This is a genomic window from Geothrix mesophila (assembly GCF_022808835.1).
Classification (GTDB): Bacteria; Acidobacteriota; Holophagae; order Holophagales; family Holophagaceae; genus Geothrix; species Geothrix paludis.
This window is the reverse complement of record NZ_JAKZLD010000001.1, coordinates 1,122,356-1,139,263: the sequence shown is the minus strand read 5'-3', so window position 1 is coordinate 1,139,263 and position 16,908 is coordinate 1,122,356. Positions and strand designations below refer to the sequence as shown.

General features: G+C 64.2%; 13 protein-coding genes. 7 read left to right on the top strand and 6 right to left on the bottom strand.

Annotation, left to right across the window (positions count from 1 at the left end; all coding sequences use genetic code 11):
• Positions 1 to 119 precede the first annotated feature (119 nt).
• Positions 120 to 1,424 carry a tRNA (N6-isopentenyl adenosine(37)-C2)-methylthiotransferase MiaB gene (gene miaB / locus MLG87_RS05220; protein ID WP_243294139.1) on the top strand — a complete coding sequence of 435 codons (1,305 nt, stop codon included), beginning with the start codon at positions 120 to 122 and terminating at the stop codon, positions 1,422 to 1,424.
• Between the two features lie 10 nt (positions 1,425 to 1,434).
• Here miaB and MLG87_RS05215 read toward each other — a convergent pair whose 3' ends face one another.
• Positions 1,435 to 2,316, bottom strand: coding sequence for an aldose 1-epimerase family protein (locus tag MLG87_RS05215; protein ID WP_243294138.1), 882 nt, complete (start codon positions 2,314 to 2,316; stop codon positions 1,435 to 1,437).
• Positions 2,317 to 2,378: 62 nt separating this feature from the next.
• Between MLG87_RS05215 and MLG87_RS05210 the strand changes: the two genes are divergently transcribed.
• Both MLG87_RS05210 and MLG87_RS05205 read left to right on the top strand, forming a co-directional pair.
• A complete protein-coding gene (locus tag MLG87_RS05210; RefSeq protein ID WP_243294137.1) occupies positions 2,379 to 2,921 on the top strand; it encodes a hypothetical protein in 543 nt (180 codons plus the stop codon).
• A 270-nt stretch (positions 2,922 to 3,191) separates the two neighbouring features.
• Positions 3,192 to 4,580, top strand: a complete 1,389-nt coding sequence (locus MLG87_RS05205; protein ID WP_243294136.1) for a tyrosine-type recombinase/integrase — start codon at positions 3,192 to 3,194, stop codon at positions 4,578 to 4,580.
• Between the two features lie 142 nt (positions 4,581 to 4,722).
• Here the strand turns inward: MLG87_RS05205 and MLG87_RS05200 are convergent, their stop codons facing one another.
• The 4 genes from MLG87_RS05200 to MLG87_RS05185 form a co-directional block, all read right to left on the bottom strand.
• Positions 4,723 to 5,493 (bottom strand): hypothetical protein, encoded by a 771-nt coding sequence (locus tag MLG87_RS05200; RefSeq protein WP_243294135.1) that lies wholly within the window; start codon positions 5,491 to 5,493, stop codon positions 4,723 to 4,725.
• Positions 5,490 to 6,317 (bottom strand): Panacea domain-containing protein, encoded by an 828-nt coding sequence (locus MLG87_RS05195; RefSeq protein WP_243294134.1) that lies wholly within the window; start codon positions 6,315 to 6,317, stop codon positions 5,490 to 5,492. Before MLG87_RS05195 ends, MLG87_RS05200 begins: the two co-directional genes overlap by 4 nt.
• A 160-nt stretch (positions 6,318 to 6,477) precedes the next feature.
• On the bottom strand, positions 6,478 to 9,372 hold the full coding sequence (locus MLG87_RS05190) for a helix-hairpin-helix domain-containing protein (protein WP_243294133.1): 2,895 nt from the start codon (positions 9,370 to 9,372) through the stop codon (positions 6,478 to 6,480).
• Positions 9,373 to 9,375: 3 nt separating this feature from the next.
• Positions 9,376 to 10,497, bottom strand: coding sequence for a Y-family DNA polymerase (locus MLG87_RS05185; RefSeq protein ID WP_243294132.1), 1,122 nt, complete (start codon positions 10,495 to 10,497; stop codon positions 9,376 to 9,378).
• Between the two features lie 183 nt (positions 10,498 to 10,680).
• Between MLG87_RS05185 and MLG87_RS05180 the strand changes: the two genes are divergently transcribed.
• On the top strand, positions 10,681 to 11,337 hold the full coding sequence (locus tag MLG87_RS05180; protein WP_243294131.1) for an SOS response-associated peptidase: 657 nt from the start codon (positions 10,681 to 10,683) through the stop codon (positions 11,335 to 11,337).
• Positions 11,338 to 11,434: 97 nt separating this feature from the next.
• Here MLG87_RS05180 and MLG87_RS05175 read toward each other — a convergent pair whose 3' ends face one another.
• Positions 11,435 to 11,935 (bottom strand): hypothetical protein, encoded by a 501-nt coding sequence (locus tag MLG87_RS05175; RefSeq protein ID WP_243294130.1) that lies wholly within the window; start codon positions 11,933 to 11,935, stop codon positions 11,435 to 11,437.
• 416 nt (positions 11,936 to 12,351) lie between these two features.
• Here MLG87_RS05175 and MLG87_RS05170 point away from each other — a divergent pair, with 416 nt between their 5' ends.
• From MLG87_RS05170 to MLG87_RS05160, 3 genes are all read left to right on the top strand, one after another.
• Positions 12,352 to 13,083 (top strand): recombinase family protein, encoded by a 732-nt coding sequence (locus MLG87_RS05170; protein ID WP_243294129.1) that lies wholly within the window; start codon positions 12,352 to 12,354, stop codon positions 13,081 to 13,083.
• Positions 13,084 to 14,588: 1,505 nt separating this feature from the next.
• Positions 14,589 to 15,617 carry a hypothetical protein gene (locus MLG87_RS05165; protein WP_243294128.1) on the top strand — a complete coding sequence of 343 codons (1,029 nt, stop codon included), beginning with the start codon at positions 14,589 to 14,591 and terminating at the stop codon, positions 15,615 to 15,617.
• A gap of 395 nt (positions 15,618 to 16,012) precedes the next feature.
• A complete protein-coding gene (locus MLG87_RS05160) occupies positions 16,013 to 16,855 on the top strand; it encodes a hypothetical protein (protein WP_243294127.1) in 843 nt (280 codons plus the stop codon).
• Positions 16,856 to 16,908 lie beyond the last annotated feature (53 nt).

Here is a 16,908-nt window from a genome sequence, read left to right as displayed (position 1 = left end):
TGCCAGAACGGGGCCCCCTCCGCGATCCGGCGAAGCCGGGGAGCGGGAGCATCGCGCAGTGCGCGATGCGTTCGGGGGGTGGTCCCCTTCATCCAGCAGCGCCAGGACCGAGGCCATTCATGAAGTTCCACATCGAAACCTGGGGCTGCCAGATGAACGACCACGACGGCGAGAAGCTGTCGGGGCTGCTGTCGGCGGAGGGCTTCGAGGCGGTGGACGCGGCGGAGGACGCGGAGCTGGTGCTGCTGAACACCTGCTCCATCCGCGAGAAGGCCGTCCACAAGGTCTATTCGGAGCTGGGCCGCCTGCGGGAGGAGAAGCAGCGGCGCCCCTTGCTGGTGGGCGTCACCGGCTGCCTGGCCCAGCAGGAGCAGGCGGCCCTGTTCAAGCGCGCCCCCCACATCGACTTCGTGCTGGGCACCATGGCGCTGAAGCAGCTGCCCCGCCTGGTGGCTGAGGCCCGGGCCGGCAAGGTCCGCGTCATGGACACGGGCGAGTACCCGGACAACCACCTCTTCCCGCCTTCCGTGGCCCGGCGCCGCGACACGGCCAAGGCCCTGGTGACCATCACCGAGGGCTGCAACCACGCCTGCACCTACTGCATCGTGCCCACCACGCGCGGCGCCGAGCGCCACCGCCCCTTCGGGGATGTGGTGGCCGAGGTGCGGGGGCTGGTCGAGCGCGGCTACCGCGAGGTGGAGCTGCTGGGCCAGAACGTGAACAGCTACGCCGGGGGCTGCACCTTCGCGGAGCTGCTGGAGCGGGTCTCCGAGGTGGAGGGGCTGGAGTGGATCCGCTTCACCACCAGCCACCCCATGAATTTCACGAAGGAGCTGGCGCGGGTGCTTGCCACCAATCCGAAGGTCGCCCCCTTCCTGCACCTGCCCCTGCAGAGCGGCAGCGACCGGGTGCTGCGCCGCATGCTGCGGGAATACACCGTGGCCGAGTACCTGGAGCGCCTGGGCTACCTGGGCGAGGCCCGGTCACGGATCTGCCTCAGCACGGACTTCATCGTGGGCTTCCCCGGCGAGACGGACGAGGACTTCGAGGACACCATGCGGGTGCTGGACCAGGTGGCCTTCGATGCCTCCTTCAGCTTCATCTACTCGCCCCGGCCCGGCACACCATCGCTGCGCCTCAAGGACGACCTGTCCATGGCCGTGAAGTCCGAGCGTCTGGCCCGCCTCCAGAAACGCCAGACCGAGCTGACCCGGGCCAGCAACCAGCGCTTCGTGGGCCGCGAGATCCCCGTTCGCATCGAGACCCACGGCCCCACCGAGCAGGGCTGGTGGCTGGCCCGCAGCGGCGAGTGGAAGACCGTGCACCTGGCCGCCGGTCCCGGCCGCGAGCTGCCCTTCGGCGAGCTGGTGCAGGCGAGGATCACCCTGGCCAGCCCTCACTTCCTAGGCGCGGAGCTGGTGTAGAAGCTCTCAGCTATCGGCTGTCAGCTATCAGCACGATGGTGAGGTTCCAGCGGCGGGTGGTGCCGGGGGCCAACAGGAAGCTGCCGGGCTTGGCGCTGAAGTCGCCATTCCAGTCCGCGGGATCCGCGTGGCCCTCCCAGGGCTCGAGGCAGAGGAAGGCGGGGCCGGGGTCGGGCTTGGCCCAGATCCCGAGGTGGGGGAAGCCCTCCCAGCGCAGCTCCAGGCCGGGGCCGCCCTCCGCCTCGAAGCGGAGCCTGCGGCTTCGGGGTTCGAGGAAGATCAGCGCGTCCTTCTGGAACAGGCCCTCGCCCAGCGGCAGCACCCGGTCCTGGATCGGCGTGGGGCATGGCGCGGGATCCAGCAGGCCGTCGGCGTCTAGGCGGTGCAGGGCGCCGGGCTCATCGGCCTCGAAAACCAGCCGGTGCGCGGCCTTCGGAAGGTCCGGTGCCAGGGGCCAGCGGAAGGCCGGGTGCAGGCCCAGGCTGGCGGGTAGGGGTGCCTCTCCGGGATTGCGGAGGGCCAGGTCCATGCGCAGCGAGGTGGCGGTCAGCGTGTAGGCCACCCGCAGGAGGAAAGGGAACGGATAGGCGGCGCGGGTGGCTTCATCGTCCCGCAGCTCGGCGGTGCAGGTGGTGGCCGTGCCTTCGATGAGGGCGAAGTCCCGGTCCCGGGCGAAGCCGTGGCGGGCGATGGGAAACGCCTTCCCCCCATGCCGCAGGATGTCGCCCTTGACCCGTCCCACGATGGGGAAGAGCAGGGGGGCATGGCGGGGCCAGAGGGGGCCAGCTTCCCAGAGGAGGTCGTGCCCGCCCAGGCGCAGGGAGTGGAGCTCGGCGCCCGTCGCCGCGATGAGGGCTTCGGCTTCGCCGGTGTGCAATCGGTGGATGTCCATGCACGAGATTATCGCCGCTGTGGTAGATTGCCCGCCTAGCCGCTTTCCTCCGGGAGCCCACCATGCCTTTCACGGCGGACGTCATCGCGACGACCCTCCACGCGCCCCTGGCGAACGTGGAGAAGAACTGGCCCCTGGTGGTGGAGGCCCTGGCCGCCCTCAAGATCCAGGATGCCGCCACGGAGGTGGCCGCCATCGCCACCATCGGAGCGGAAAGCTATCTGTTCGCCCCGGAGCGGGAACAGGGCAGCGAGGCCTATTTCCGCCGCATGTACGAGTTCAAGCGCGCCCTGGGCAACACGGAGCCCGGCGACGGCGCCCGGTTCTGCGGCCGGGGCTTCATCCCCGTACTGGGCCGGGCCGAATACGCCAGGTTCGGGAAGCTGGTGGGCGTCGACCTGGTGGAAGACCCGGAACAGGCACTGGTCCCGGCCCTGGCCGCCCGGATCCTGGCGTACGACTTCATGCTCAAGGAAGTGCCCAAGGCCGCCGCCGAGGGCGACTGGGTGAAGGTCCACCGGCTGGTCCGCGGCGACCTCTCCGGCTGGAAGCGGTTCAACGGGATCCTCATCCCCCTGCTGAAGCTGATGGCCGAGCCGGGGTGAACATCCAACCGGGAATGAACATCCAGCTTTGGTGCGCCCGACCAGACTCGAACTGGTACTCCGTTGCCGGAAGCGGATTTTAAGTCCGCGGCGTCTGCCATTCCGCGACCTCGATCATCACCACTACCTAGTGCCACTTCTCTAGTAATTTCGGGCCTTCACTGATGAGATACTAAACGGGAACTCGACGATCCCCAGTAGCTAGAGCGGAATGAAATGTAGCTGGAAATGTAGCTGAAAAACTCGTTAGGGTAGGGCGTGGAGGCCCCGTTGGCCAAGTCCTACTCCCAGCTCGAAAAGCTCAAAACCCCTGAACAGCCGGAGGCCCACGCCCTGGTGGGCCGTCTGGGGATCTACCTTCGGCTTTACCCATCTGGTGACCACCAGTGGTATTGGCGAGGCACCCTCGATCGCCCCATCTGGGTCCATCTTGGGCCTAAGCTATCGGCCGGATGGACTCTCAAGGCCCTCCAGGACGAGGCCATCCGTCTTCGCCAGCTCGTGGACCAGGGGATCGACCCCAACGCCCCGCTGGCGGAGGTGAAGCCCAAGGACACCACTCCGACGCTCGACGAGGCGTGGGAGATGTTCAAAGCCCAGTATCTTGTGCCTCTTCGCTCCACAGCCTACTTGGACGGCATGGAGAAGTTGTGGTGCCTTCACATCCGTCCCCGGTTTGGGTCAATGCCGATCGACACCGTAACGACCGCAACTGCATTGGAGGTCGTCCGACCCCTCCTCCAGGACAAGAAGTTCACGACTGCCAATCACCTCCGGTCCCTACTCTCGAAGCTCTACAACTGGTCTGTGGGACGGTGGCCAAACATGGTCCAAGCGGTGAACTGGACGAAGGCTGTAACTAAGGCTGAAGTTCACCCCGACGAGCGGGTCCTCACCAAGAGGGAACTGGTTGCCCTCGGGAAGGGGTTCCTAAATAGCCGGGCCAAGCACAAGCTCGCCGCCCTCTGGCTCCTCCTCACTGGGTCGAGGTCTGGGGTTCTCAAGGTGTGGGATCCGACCTGGATCGAGGGTCAGATCGTAGTCATCCCGAAGGGGGTTCAAGGTGTGAAGAAGGCCAGGGCCATCGTGATGCCGAAGTCGGCGGCGTCCCTGGTGCGGAAAATGACTCTGCCTCTGACCACTTCCGGTCTCCGCCATGCCTTGGACGACGTTGTCTCACATGCGGGGATCACCGGGGGAAGCATCTCGCCCCACACCCTGCGGAAGACGTGGTCTTCCATAGGTGCGGACCTAGGTGAACCTGAGCCGGTGATCGACGCCCTCCAGAACCACAAGGGATCCGCCATCAAGCAGGCTTACATCCGACGATCCTGTGAGGCCATGCTCCCGACGGCTGAGAAGATTGCCGCCCACCTGCTTCAGGTAATGGGGATCGATGTTCGGGAGGTGGGGTATGACCCCTCGGAAGACCTTCTGGTGAACCACAAAAAGGAGGGGGCAACTAAATCTCGATCCCGGGCAACCGTCGCAAGGCAGGCGAGAAGGAGTGGTCCGGCCAAAGCCCCCACTTTGTCCAAGTCCGCTTCTTCCGAACCGCCGGTCGGCGTCAAGGCGGCCCGGATGCCCAGGAAGGACGCTTTGACCGACAAACCGAAGACAAAGGCCAAGGCCAAGTTATTTCGACGACGTTCCAAATAGTGTCTTGGCCTCAGGGACCTGTAGAGCGGCGCGACGTGACGGGTCGCCGTTCTTGCTTCTCGTCCTGGGAAGGACCGCGCCGTTGGCCTCTCGCGTGACGGTCCCGAAGATTTGCCCGCACAGATTCCCGTGATGACACTACCTAGGCAGGTTGTTCGCCTTCTACTTCCCGGAGGATTGTCCGGAAAGTGTCAATCGCTCCCCCCGCCTTGACCCCACCTTGGAATCCCCATCGGATCCACTCCTCAAGCACCTTCCGAGCCTTCGGGGCCATGGTCCAGCCGGTGGTGGCCCAGGCCGCGACATCATCCTCGCGCTTCCTGTAGATTGGGAACACTTGATCAAGTCTGAGGATGCTTGAGCAGTCAGTGCGCTTCATGTGTGGAAGCCCTGTCGGTAGGTGGTCCCAAAAGAACTGAGAGTATTGAGCCTGCCTAATCCTGGCCACAAACTCATGCGGGAAACCTGCCCTGGTGCCGTCTGGCTCAGCTCCGTAATAGGGAGCGACAAGGAAGGAGGGCTTGGTAACCGTCCTTGCGCTACCCCGGATCGCTCTGCTTGGACTTGGGTGGACGTGACTGACTACCAGAACAGGCCGAACCTTCCCACCGTAGATGAAGGCACCATCTGGGAAGGCCGCAGCTGGAAGGTCCGTCTCCGGGGCGGGCTTGTGTCGGTCTATGTGGAACGCCGTAACCTCAGCATGGAGGTCCACGTGGTTCTCCGGCTCAATCCTCGTCAGATGGGCTCGATGGGGCACATCGCCCAGATGTGGGACTAGGGACACCAGCAGATCCCACCGCTCAGGCGTCGCAACTGCACTAGCAGGCTTCTTCACCCACCATTGTTCCGTCTCGTTCGTGAAGTAGGCCTGGATGGCATCGAGTGGGTATTCGTGGGAGGCGGGGATCATGAGATGGACCTCCGGGTCCTTGAGTGCCAGACACTCGGGTGGATCTGGAGGTGCGCGGTGAACGGTTGTAGAGCTTCCTGCTGAGGTTCTAACCAGGAGACTCCTTGCTCGAACACTTCATCTTCAAGGGGTTCTATGTAGAGGAGATCCCCCGAATCATCAGCACGGGACAATGCTTCGCTCATCCGCTGTTGAAGCAGCGCAAATTCCCTTGCCCGCTTTTTGCGTTGGGTCGTGCTGGCGTCTGGGTCTATTGGACTGAGAACGACTGGGCGTGTATCGGGGCTCTCCTCTTCCGGACCGCTGGGCTCCGGTGTGGCGAGTAGTTCCGCAATGGCGGCATCGAAGTTGATGAGTTCTCCAGGGGCCGTGCATCGCATCGGAAGGCTGCTATAGACCTCATGGAGGATTGGGTATGTGGCACTGCCTTGGGTTCGAATTGTTTGCAGTATTGCCCTCGAAACAACCAAAGGAAGCCTTCGGTCCAGGTCGTAGTAAAGCTCGTCCGTTGAAGCGGTTCTCTCGAAGCTCCAACGCTTAACCTCCCTACCAGATTTGGACCCAAGGAATGACCGGTCTTCTACGCCGGATGCATGAACCGTATCTTCCACCTCCGCCACGGCTTCATAACAATAGGGACCGAAGTTGTGAAACCTCCAGGGAATACCCGTGTAGGTCTTCCCGCTGTTCCCTTGAGCAAAGGCCCAGTCCGCCAAGAAGAGCAGCTTCAGAAGGTGGATTGGACCGAGGTCAACCCGATGATCCTGTCGTGCGGCTGCCGCAAGGGCAAAGCGCACAAGGTCTCGTATCACCTGTTGGTTCACGTCCTACTACTCCTCGCCAAGCTCACCGACACGGATCAGTGATCCTAACAATTTCAATGCCAAGGGGGACTGGAATCCCTCCCGTGGGGATTATTCATATACGGGATCACAATCACCCTAGTCGTCACGACACTCCGATAAGAAAGCGGAACGGTCTCATCTACAGCCACTTAAGGATCACTACTCCATCCTGAAGATCCGCCACGCCCCGGGCTGGGACCACCTCGCCGACGGTGAACCCCTGGCCCCGGCGGCGAAAGGCATCGGGGAAAACCACGGCCTCCACAAGGCCGCTCTCGTCCTCCAGGGTCACGAACTGCATCGGGAGGTCGTCCTTGGTGAGCACGAGCTTCTCCGCCACCACCAGGGCCCAGAACCGGCTCTCGTGCCCGACACGGTGGGCCACCTGCCCGGCACGGTGGGGGTAGTCCTCCCCGGGACGGAGTCCCCGGGTGAGCGCCGCCGGGTGTAGCTCCAGGGTGATCCCCAGCAGTTCCATCTCCTGGTTGGCCCTCTGCACGAGACCGGTGGGCCTCGGGGCCACGCCCTTGGGGAGGCCACCCACGCTGTCCCAGAGAAGCCGGGTCCGATCTCCGTCAGGCGCCCAGCGGTCGAAAGCACCCGCTCTGGCCAACAGCTCCATGGCCTTCGCGGAGGTCTTCGCCCGGACCTGGAGGTCCTGGGGGTCCTGGTAGGCACCGCCCTCCCCCCGAGCGGCCAGCAGCCTCTCCAGGTCCGCCTTGGGCAGAGCTTTGATGAAGCTGAGCCCGACGCGGAGGACGTGGTCACCATCCGGGGCATACCCAGCATCGCTCTCGTTCACGTCCGGGCCCAGGACCTTCACGCCGTGGCGCCGGGCGTCTCCCAGGTAGGCAATGGCCGGGTAGAACCCGCCCTGGTTGTTGATGACGGCGGCGTAGAACGGCGCGGGGTGATGAGCTTTGATCCAGCCGCTCTCGTAGCTCACCCGGGCGTAGCTGGCGGAGTGGGGCTTGCAGAACGAGTAGCCCGTGAAGGTCTCAATCATCGACCAGACCTCCTCGGCCCCCTTCTCGGGGATCCCGTTGGCCCGGCAGCCGTCCATGAACGCGGCCTTGTAGTCGGGGACCCGGGCGGCGTGGTCCTTCTTCCCCAGGGCCTTCCGCAGCTTGTCGGCCTGCTTGTAGGTGAAGCCCGCCATCCCCTGGGCCACCCGCATCACGTCCTCCTGATAGACGAGGACGCCGTAGCTCTCGCTCAGGAGGTCGTCCAGGGATGCGTGGATGGGTTCGTATGGCTCGCCCTTGGTGCGGGAGACGTAGGCGTCCACCCAGCGGTTCGCGGCGGGCCTAATAAGGGAGCTGTGGATGGTCAGGTGCTCGTAGTCGCCTCTTCCTACTCGCTGTTGAAGGATGCGACTGGCCGGGCTCTCCACGTAGAAGACGCCGATGGTGTCCCCCCGGGCCATGAGGTCCTGGGTGACCTCGTCCTGTTCGGGGAACCACGTGCGGCGTTCTGGGGCCTCTCCTCGTGCCTCCAGGACGGCCAGGCCGTCACGGACGACCGCGAGGGACCGGTTGCCGAGCAGGTCGAGCTTCACGAGCCCGTAGGACTCCACACCGTCCTTCTCCCACTGGAGGATGGACACGCCATCCTTCGCCGGGGCGGGCTGGCTGGGGGCGTGCTCCCACAGGGGGCCGGGTGTGATGACCGTGCCGCCGGGGTGGACGGACAAGAGGTGAGGCTGGCCGACGAGCCGGGTGGCCATCTGGATGATGTCCGGCCAGGGCTCGGGCATCGGGGCGTCGGTGCGGGTCGTCCTCCCGAGCTTCACAGACAACCCGGCTTCGTCCTCCCAGCCCCACGTCCGCAGACGCTTCGACATCCTGGCGATCTCGCTCTCGGGTCGGCAGTGGAGCTTGGCGACCTCGCGGATGGCGGCCCGGGGCTGGAACATGTTGTGGTTCGCGACCATGGCCACGTGCTCGCGCCCGAACGTCTCGAACACCCACTTGAGCACGTCGTCTCGCTCGTCCCATGCAAAATCCACGTCGAGGTCGGGCGGGTCCTCCCTGTCCTCGTTCAAGAACCGCTCGAACATCAGGTTGGCGCCCACGGGATCGACGTTCGTGATCCCCAGCAGGTAGCTGAGGAGAGACGCCGCGCCGCTCCCCCGCCCGCACGTCCGAGAGGCGTTCCGCGTGATGGCCTGCATGACCAGGAAGTAGCCCCCGTAGCCCTTCCGAAGGATCAGGTCCATCTCCTTCTCCAGGCGGCGATGGACCTTCGGGTCGGATACGGCGCCGTAGCGACGACGAATCCCTTCCCGTGCCTCGACCCATAGCCGCTCTGCGAGGTCCTCCCCGGGGCGGAGGTGCGGCGGGTTCGGCAGCACCCACGTCCCCCACGGCAACGTCCACCCCCCGAGCTGAGCTTCGAGGCGCCGCGTGCCTTCGTTCACCTCCTCCGACAACCCCTGCTCCCACGCGGAGCAGGTCTTGGCGCCCAGGCGCGGTTCCCAGTAGTCCTTCGGCTTCAAGTCCTGGAGCATCGCGTTCATCGCGATCGCCCGCTTCACCTTGTGGATAGCCAACCCCTCCGACTTCAGGAACCGCAGCACCTGGGGGCCCGCCACGGCGATGCCCTCGGCGCGGGCCCGCTGGGCGACCTGCCAGCCACCGGCCCCGATGAGGATGGCGACCAGTCCGGTGTCCGGGGCTTCATCCCGGAGCTGCAACGCGACGCCCCACCTGTCAGCCAGGAGCACGCAGCTCCCAGGCCACACCCAGGACCGCCCGTGGGCCTTGTCCGTCAGGGCCTTGTTCATCCCGGTGTAGCCCTCGGCGTCCAGTGGGAGAACGTAGACCTCACCATCGCCCAGCGGCAGGCGGCAGCCGACGTGGAGCCGGAGGCCGAGCTTGTCGGCGGCCTCGCGCATCCGGGGAAGGCCGTGAAGCCCCCGGTCCACCAGGACGAGGTCGGTGTAGCCGAGGCGGAGCGCCAGCTTTCCCAAGTCCTCGGGCAGGTAGACCCCCTCCATGAGGCTGTAGGCGGAGATACCGAGGGCCAGGGCCATGGTCTACGCCCCCTGCCGGAGGGCCTGCTGGCCGAAGCGACGATGGAGTCGAAGGGCAGTAGCTTCTAGCGCCAGCCTCTTCTGGACGTGCTCTTCGGCGAGGAGGAGGGGGGCGCCGGGTGTGGGCCCCAACCACGCCTCCAGCTCCAGGCGCTGGATGAGCACCCGCCGGGTCGCCTCGGCCATGAACTGGAGTTCGAGGTCTCGGCAGCACGCCCAGAGGTCCTCGCCGTTGAGGCTGAAGGGCAGCACGTGGTGGAGATCATCGACATCCCACCAGGACAGGCGGAGGCGGTGGATGAAGCGGCCATCCAAGCGCCACGCCCACGCCGCCTCCCACACCCACGAGGCGAGCCCGAGGTCGTGCTTGTGCGCGGGGGGCATGATGATCTTCCGCAGGGACTCGGACGCCTGGAGGACCTCCAACGGCGGGAGCCGGTCTTGGTCCTCCCCACGTGCCTGACGAAGCACCTGGAACGCCTCGGGCACCGGGATGATCCGCCCGAGGGCGTGGACCTCCATGGGTTGGACCTGCGCGACGCGGTGCAGGCCAAAGTGCTGGAGTCGATCTCGCGACCGTGCCTCCAGGGCCGACAGCGCCCCGAGCGGAAAGGGGGCGAGGAACGGGGCCTCTTGGCCCGCCTCGATCATCCGCACCCGGTCCTCCGCCTTTGCCGCTAACCGGGAAGCAGAGAAGCTCTGACTTAGGCCGCCGTGGGCACTCCAGCCCACTGCCGTAAGGAGATCCGTGCGGAGCCGTTCTGCCGCGTCGAGCACGGGACCGTGCAGGCGTTCGGTCCCACGAAGATCCACGAAGCCCTCACCGAAGCGTCCCAGACGGCCCAGGGGGCTGTAGGCCAGGAGGTGACGACCCAGGCAGGCGCGGGCATCCATCCAGGTTGAGGGCATGGGGTCGAGCACGACGAGCCCGGGGTCCTGGTGGAGGGCGATGTCCACGGGGATGCCCGGCTCCAGCCCGGCCTTCCTGGCAATACGGTCCACCATCCACAGCCTCGGAGTTCGGCCCTGCTCCGGGTTCCGGAACCCCAAGGGACGCCCGATCAGCTCTGCCTCGCGCTGCCGCGCAAGCTGGAAAGGCAACTCCGGAACCCACACAGCCAGCATCGAACCAACCCCACCCACCCCATCGGCGGGGTCCCAATATAGCGAAATAAAAACGAATGTGCCAGACTCGGTTCTTGATCGAGAACCGGCGTTGAGGCGGTGGGAGTTGGTGTGTCCAAGGCAGTTTTGCCCGGGCGTTCCCACCCTGGCGCATCATGGTCGGCAGCTTTAGGTGGAGGACATGTGTGCGGTCGCGTGGGGGTGAAGAAGGGCATCGAGGGCTTGGTGCTGGAGCGCCTCGGCGCCGCCGGGACCACCAAGGACTGGGCTGTGCCGAACCCGAACCTCTCCCCGACCGATGCCATCCCCGGCGTCCGCCTTGTGGACGGCGTCCGCGTGGCGGCGAGTTACCTCTGGGGCTTCCTCCCCCCGAACGCTCCCAGCCGGGCCTTCATCTCCGAATACTTCACCTTCAATGCTCGCGCTGACAAGATCGCGACCGGCAGGCTCTACTCGAAGCCGTTCAAGGGCCAGCGATGCCTGATCGCCGTCAACGCCTGGTTCGAGTGGCCGAAGGTCGGCGGCGCCAAGAAGGGCACGCCGTGCACGATCCTCCCGGCCACGGGGGACTTGTTCGTCTTCGCTGGTCTCTGGGGGCCATGGACAGACCCGGAGACGGGGATCGGCTACGACACTGCGACCGTGATCACCACGGAGCCAAACGAGCTGATCGCCGAGTTGCCCCACCACCGGATGCCCGCGCTGTTGGCCCCGACGGAGTGGGCCACGTGGCTGGACACGGGAACCCCAATGGCGGACCTCCAAGCTCTGCTGAAGCCTTGCCCATCAGGTTGGCTTGAAGTGATGGGCGGAGGTCCCAAGGATTTCCTCGGGAGCTGATCCTTAAATCACGAATGAAGCCCAAGCGGACCCGCACAACAAGGTAGTGACCCCATGGCATAGAGTCACTACCAAGCTGAGCCTTCAGGGTTCGTGATTAGGCGAAGTCGATCTCGCAGTCGAGAACGATCCTCGTGCCAATCTCTGCCGGTTTGGCAAAGATGGCCTGAAGATGGTAGAGGGCGAAGGTGGCCATACCCGCACTCAGGGGGGTCTCGTCGTTGATCTGGCAGTAGAACTGCCCACAGGGTCCGGAGTGATCAGCGAACTCCAGAGAGAGGAACGTGTCCGGCATGTTCAGGGAGAGCCTGAACCACTTGCGGTCATGAACCATCTCCAGGAACACTCCATCCTGGATCGCCATCTCCGGGCAGAGGAGGATGTCTTTGGCCATGGAGAGGACCTCGTTCTCGAGGAGTAGGTGCTGGGCGACTTCCAGACCGGCCCAGTCGAGGAGCAGGCCGATGGCGAGGTAGAACTTCTCCCGCACACAGGAGTCGCTCGGTGGGTCGTGGGGCTGATCTGAGCCGAGACAGGCAGTAGGTTGTTGGGTCGGATCCGCTGAGATGGTGGTCAGCGACTCGTTATGAACGTTCATCGGGAGGTCTCCGAAATGAGGGGGTAGACGATGACTGATCGAGCTGTGCTCGATGGTCAGATTCTTGGAGCGTAGGGCCCCTCCGCACGACCTGCGGTGCCGTGAGGAGGGTGGTATCGAAGGCCGCAGGACACCGCGATACCGGGAGATGGGGTGAAGTTCAGCCGCCGATTTTGGTCGAATAAGCCGTCTTCAGCAGGATGATACCTAGCAGTTGGGAAACTTATTTTGGGGCCCAGGCCGATCCCTTGATCAAGGGTGCTTCTCCCGCTCTACTCGCCGCCAACTGCTCAAAATCCTTGGAGTAGAAGTAGAAGGGGGGGGGGGTGCATCCACTCATCCCATCCCCCTACTCAGGGGTAACCCGCGTGTTAGCACCGAACGGTTCCAGAACACCCCACCTCTCGGAGACCCAGTTGGCACACCCCAAACGCCCAAAAACTAACCCGTCCATCGCGGTAGCCTACTTGAGGGTGAGCACGGACGAGCAGGCGCTGGGCATGGACGCCCAACGCGCCGCCATCACAATCTGGGCGGATCGCAAAGGGATGTCCATTGGCGCCTGGCACGAGGACATGGGTGTCAGCGGTGGTGCTGAACTCGAGAATCGCCCAGGGCTGCTTGCCGCCCTGTGGGCGATCAAAAATCTACGGGCAGGCGTCCTGGTCGCTCACAAGGCAGATCGGGTCGCACGCGATGTCTACGTTTCCGAGCTGGTCAAGCGCGAGCTTCGAGGAGGGGGCGCCACCCTTGCCCTCGTAGAGGGGATCTCCGGCGATGATCCGTTCTCCGAGATGGCGGCCACTGTCATGGATGCAGCAGCGCGGCTTGAACGCCGCATGATCCAGGCAAGGACCAAGGCCGCCCTGGCAGTGAAGAAGGCCAAGGGCGAGCGCGTGGGGTCCATCCCCTTCGGGTTTCAGCTCATGGCAGACGGGGTCCACCTTGAGCCCCACCCAGGGGAGCACCCGACATTGCTCCGGATCCTTGATCTTCGACGACAGGGGCTGGGTGGGCGCCGCATCGCTGCGATCCTCACCACTGAAGGTCACCTGTCTAGGGGCTCGGCTTGGAACCCCGGCAACATCCAGGTCCTGGCGGATCGTCTGGTGGTGGAGGCCGCCCTGCATGACTTGTCGGGCGGGTGATCGATGAGAAGCGAAACGGCCCGGGACCTAACCTCGTCGTTTTGCCCGTCTGCATCTGGGGGCACACCGGCGTCCCGCCGTGCCGATCACACCTTCTAATAGGGGGTTTCTGGCTGACCGATGCACCTCATCTCCCCAGAAGGGAAAGGGCACCCGGCGCCGACGAGCGAACTCATCGAGGCCGGGTGCCCCCGCCATTGACACCGCGTCCCTCCTGGAGATCCCTCAGGAGCACCGCCCGGAGGCGGCGGGTGCCGACCCGCAAGTCGTGCATCCATGTATTGGGGGGCGAAGTCTACGATTCGTTCACGGTGATGACGCGGTCGTCCTCGTCGTCGGAGACGACCGGGATGTTCACGTCGTCCGGGACGTAGGTCGTCCTCGTCGTCGGAGACGACCGGGACTTTCACGTCGTCCGGGACGTAGGCCGTCCTCGTCGTCGGAGACGACCGGGACGTTCACGTCGTCCGGGACGTAGGCCGTCCTCGTCGTCGGAGACGACCGGGACTTTCACGTCGTCCGGGACGTAGGTCGCCTTCGTCGTCGGAGACGACCGGGACGTTCGGGATGTCCTTGGGGAGGGTTAGGGTTGGAAGGTTGACCGAGGGGTAGTCGGGATTCTAAGGATCGTCAAACGCAGTGATGGCGAGGTTCTACACCACTTTTTGGGCCCAATTTTCGACCTGTTCCAACCGGAACTGAGGGCAAGATGGCCCAGATGTCCTTATGCCATGAGGAAAGTGTGGCCATCGGGGCCATCCGGGGTTCTCCACGAAGGTAGGAGACCTGATCGACGGAGATACAGCAACGGCGCGGGGGTAAACCCTGTTGGCTTTTCAGGGAACCCTCCGCTCACTACGACGGCTAGTGCAACTAGACGATGTAAGAAGAAGGAAGACTGTGTGTCTTCTTTTCTTCTTTTGATCTTTCAGGGGGTGTGGGGGAAGAGCAGTGGGGACTCCGTCCCCACACCCCTGGTGGGGCTCCCGCCCCACACCCCGGGGGCTCCGCCCCCGACGAGGGACTTCGTCCCCCGTCTCCCCCTCCGGGGCTCCCGCCCCGCTCACCAGGGGGCTCTGCCCCCGACGAGGGCTTCGCCCACGTCTCCCCCGGGGTGTCCCCCCGGTCTCCACCCCGTCCACGAGCACGGCAGGGAGGCTGGAAAGCTCGGGAGGGCAGAGTCGCCCGGAGAGCTGCGGTGGAGGATCTCAGTGAGATCCCTCCCGAAGAGGCGGGGACGTATTTGGCCCACCAACCGGTAATCCTCAAGGTGTCCTCATAGACCTTCCGATCACGAGAAACGCGAGTAGCTAGTGCTACATCCTCCTGATTGCCACACTCCTATCATACCCATATTCAATAATTTACATTGCGCTCTGTTCGATAGCGACCTACACTGGATCCAGGTCGAACCAGGACTCCCACTCATGCCTCAGGCACGCACTTCAACCCACGCTCACTCCCCGGTCATCTCCCGGCAGGATGCGGTCCTCCGCCGGAAGACGATGCGGACTCCCAAGCGGTTGAACCCTGAGGGGAACGCGGCGTTGGACATCGTCCTCCTCGCCCAGAACGCTCTGGTGGACATCGACCGCCTGGGTCGGATGGCCAACGTGAATCGGGAACTGAGCCGGACGTTCGGCGGCGGCTGGCAACGAGGCCCGCACGCCGAGCTGATCTCCTGGGTCGTCCAGGACTACATGGCCAAGCGGGCGAAGTCGAAGAACCCGCTGAGGAAGAAGACGCAGGCGAGGATGAAGCAGCTCCCCGTCATCGGCCCCCTGGTGCCGATGGTCAAGCAGGTCTTCAAGGCCCAGGGGATCAACCCGAAGAACGTCGTGCACGCCCGGGTCCGCCGCCTCTCCCACGGCGGCTACGCTGTCCGCTACACCCACCTGGAGCCCAAGAAGCCCCTGGACGACCTAAAGCGCCTCTCCCGCGTGAAGCACCGGGGGACCATCCAGGACATCAGCGTCTGCGTGAACCCGACAGGCATGGACGTGGTGATCACCCAGGCGAACGGCAAGAAGGACGTGGCCCTCAAGGTGGCCATCTCCGATCTGATTACCCCCGGGTTCGCCCGGGACTTCTACCGGCACGTCGTCTCCCCCAAGGCCAACACAGTGGCCATGGATGAGACGTTCGTGCCTTCCCTTCCCGGCGCTCTCCGCGATGCCAATGCGAAGATCCGCCGTGAACTGCGACACGGGCAGGCGGTAGGTGCTATCCGGTTCGCAGTGGTCTCCCCGGTCAAGAGGGAGATCGACGACGCCCTGGTCTACGCCAAGAAGGCGGGGGTTTCACGGAACACCCTCCGGTTGATGAAGACCCTGAGCGTCGAGAAGTGCCTCTGTGGAGCCCCGATTGAGCTGCGGCTGAATCCGGTGACCCTCATTCCCGTTCTGCGGCGCACGAAGTGCGTCGAGTGCGGGGCCTTGATGGACACCGGGCACATCCTGGCCACTCGCGCCTCTGCCTACCTTCTGGACAACTGGCGGACCTACGGTCACGCGGGCGTCCCGAAGCGGATCTGACTGCCCCGGCAGCACCGACCAGAACAACTACGACGGCAAGTGCAACTAGAACACACCCCTTTCCCCCATCTCCCATCTCCCGAACCCAACGAAAATCCCAGTTGGCGAGCACGCGGCGCCACGCATCAAAATCCGCGACGTTATGTGCCTGAGGACGAACATCAGGCCGGGGTCACACCCGAGGATCCATCCGAAAAACGTGGGCCCATGTGGTGGCAGCCAGCGAGCCCAATCTGAGAAAACCCAATAACGAATCAATGTTCCCTGGGGACCAGGATCGACAGATGCTCGGTCTGGCCCCCAGGGACAACCTCTCCCAACCACTACGGTGGCGGGATCGGGTAGGCGATACTCCTGGAGTCCGGCCCCCGCGTGAGCCGGAGGAGATTGTGCCCATGGGCGAGATCTACTTCACCCCAACCTTCCACGTCCTTGAGCATGAGGGGCTCCTCGCCCAAGCCTGCCTCTGCAACGGGCTGACAGCTCTACGCCATGCCAACCTCGGGGACGGTCAGAAGGGGCTCTTCTACTCGGCCTTTTTCGAGCTATCCATCGGGTTCGAGCGGATGATGAAGCTGATCGTGATCCTCGATTACATGGGGCGCCACGACCTACGACCCCCTCCAAAGAAGGACATCGAAGGTCTTGGTCATAAGCTCATCAATCTCTTCGCGGTAGCCAAGAAGATTGGGTTATCACTGGGTATTGATGCTCTTGATCAGCATGGCCCATTGTCTGTGTCGTATCGAACCATGGTTTTTCTCAACGACTTTGCCCATACCGATGGTCGTTACTCGAACATCAACCACCTGATAGGCAAGCCTTCCTCGTCATGCGCAGACCCTTTGAGGGCTTGGGGTGAACTCGCCCAGGGGATCCTTCGGGACTGTGCTACTGCTCAGGAGCGAGCCCGGGTAGAGGCCATGGGAAAGCTGATGGACAGGAAGGTCGGGTCGATGGTGTTCACGCTGATCTCAGACCTCAACCAAGTTACTCCGGACCTCCGCAACCTCGTCTCCCGCGTCGCGGCCCTGGATGTTGCAAGTAAATACGCGACGATAGCTCTGGTCGAGTTGATCGTGTCCCTACGGACCGTCGTCGAGGCTGTTGCCTACCGCGCCGATGAGGTGGGCCAGAAGGTCCATGGCGACCTCGCGAACATCCCAGCGATGGGCGAGTTCTTCGAGTTCGCATGGGCAGAGCCGAGCGTGGTTCGGAGGAAAAGGCGATGGCCGTGAGGCACACAGAACGACTCCGGGGTTCAGCCAGACCGAGTTCTGGTTCTCCAGTT

Bases quoted from the DNA above. Each gene is read 5' to 3' on its own strand.
- miaB (WP_243294139.1), top strand. From the start codon at position 120: ATGAAGTTCCACATCGAAACCTGGGGCTGCCAGATGAACGACCACGAC.
- MLG87_RS05215 (WP_243294138.1), bottom strand. From the start codon at position 2,316: ATGGACATCCACCGATTGCACACCGGCGAAGCCGAAGCCCTCATCGCG.
- MLG87_RS05210 (WP_243294137.1), top strand. From the start codon at position 2,379: ATGCCTTTCACGGCGGACGTCATCGCGACGACCCTCCACGCGCCCCTG.
- MLG87_RS05200 (WP_243294135.1), bottom strand. From the start codon at position 5,493: ATGATCCCCGCCTCCCACGAATACCCACTCGATGCCATCCAGGCCTAC.
- MLG87_RS05190 (WP_243294133.1), bottom strand. From the start codon at position 9,372: ATGGCCCTGGCCCTCGGTATCTCCGCCTACAGCCTCATGGAGGGGGTC.
- MLG87_RS05185 (WP_243294132.1), bottom strand. From the start codon at position 10,497: ATGCTGGCTGTGTGGGTTCCGGAGTTGCCTTTCCAGCTTGCGCGGCAG.
- MLG87_RS05175 (WP_243294130.1), bottom strand. From the start codon at position 11,935: ATGAACGTTCATAACGAGTCGCTGACCACCATCTCAGCGGATCCGACC.
- MLG87_RS05165 (WP_243294128.1), top strand. From the start codon at position 14,589: ATGCGGACTCCCAAGCGGTTGAACCCTGAGGGGAACGCGGCGTTGGAC.
- MLG87_RS05160 (WP_243294127.1), top strand. From the start codon at position 16,013: ATGGGCGAGATCTACTTCACCCCAACCTTCCACGTCCTTGAGCATGAG.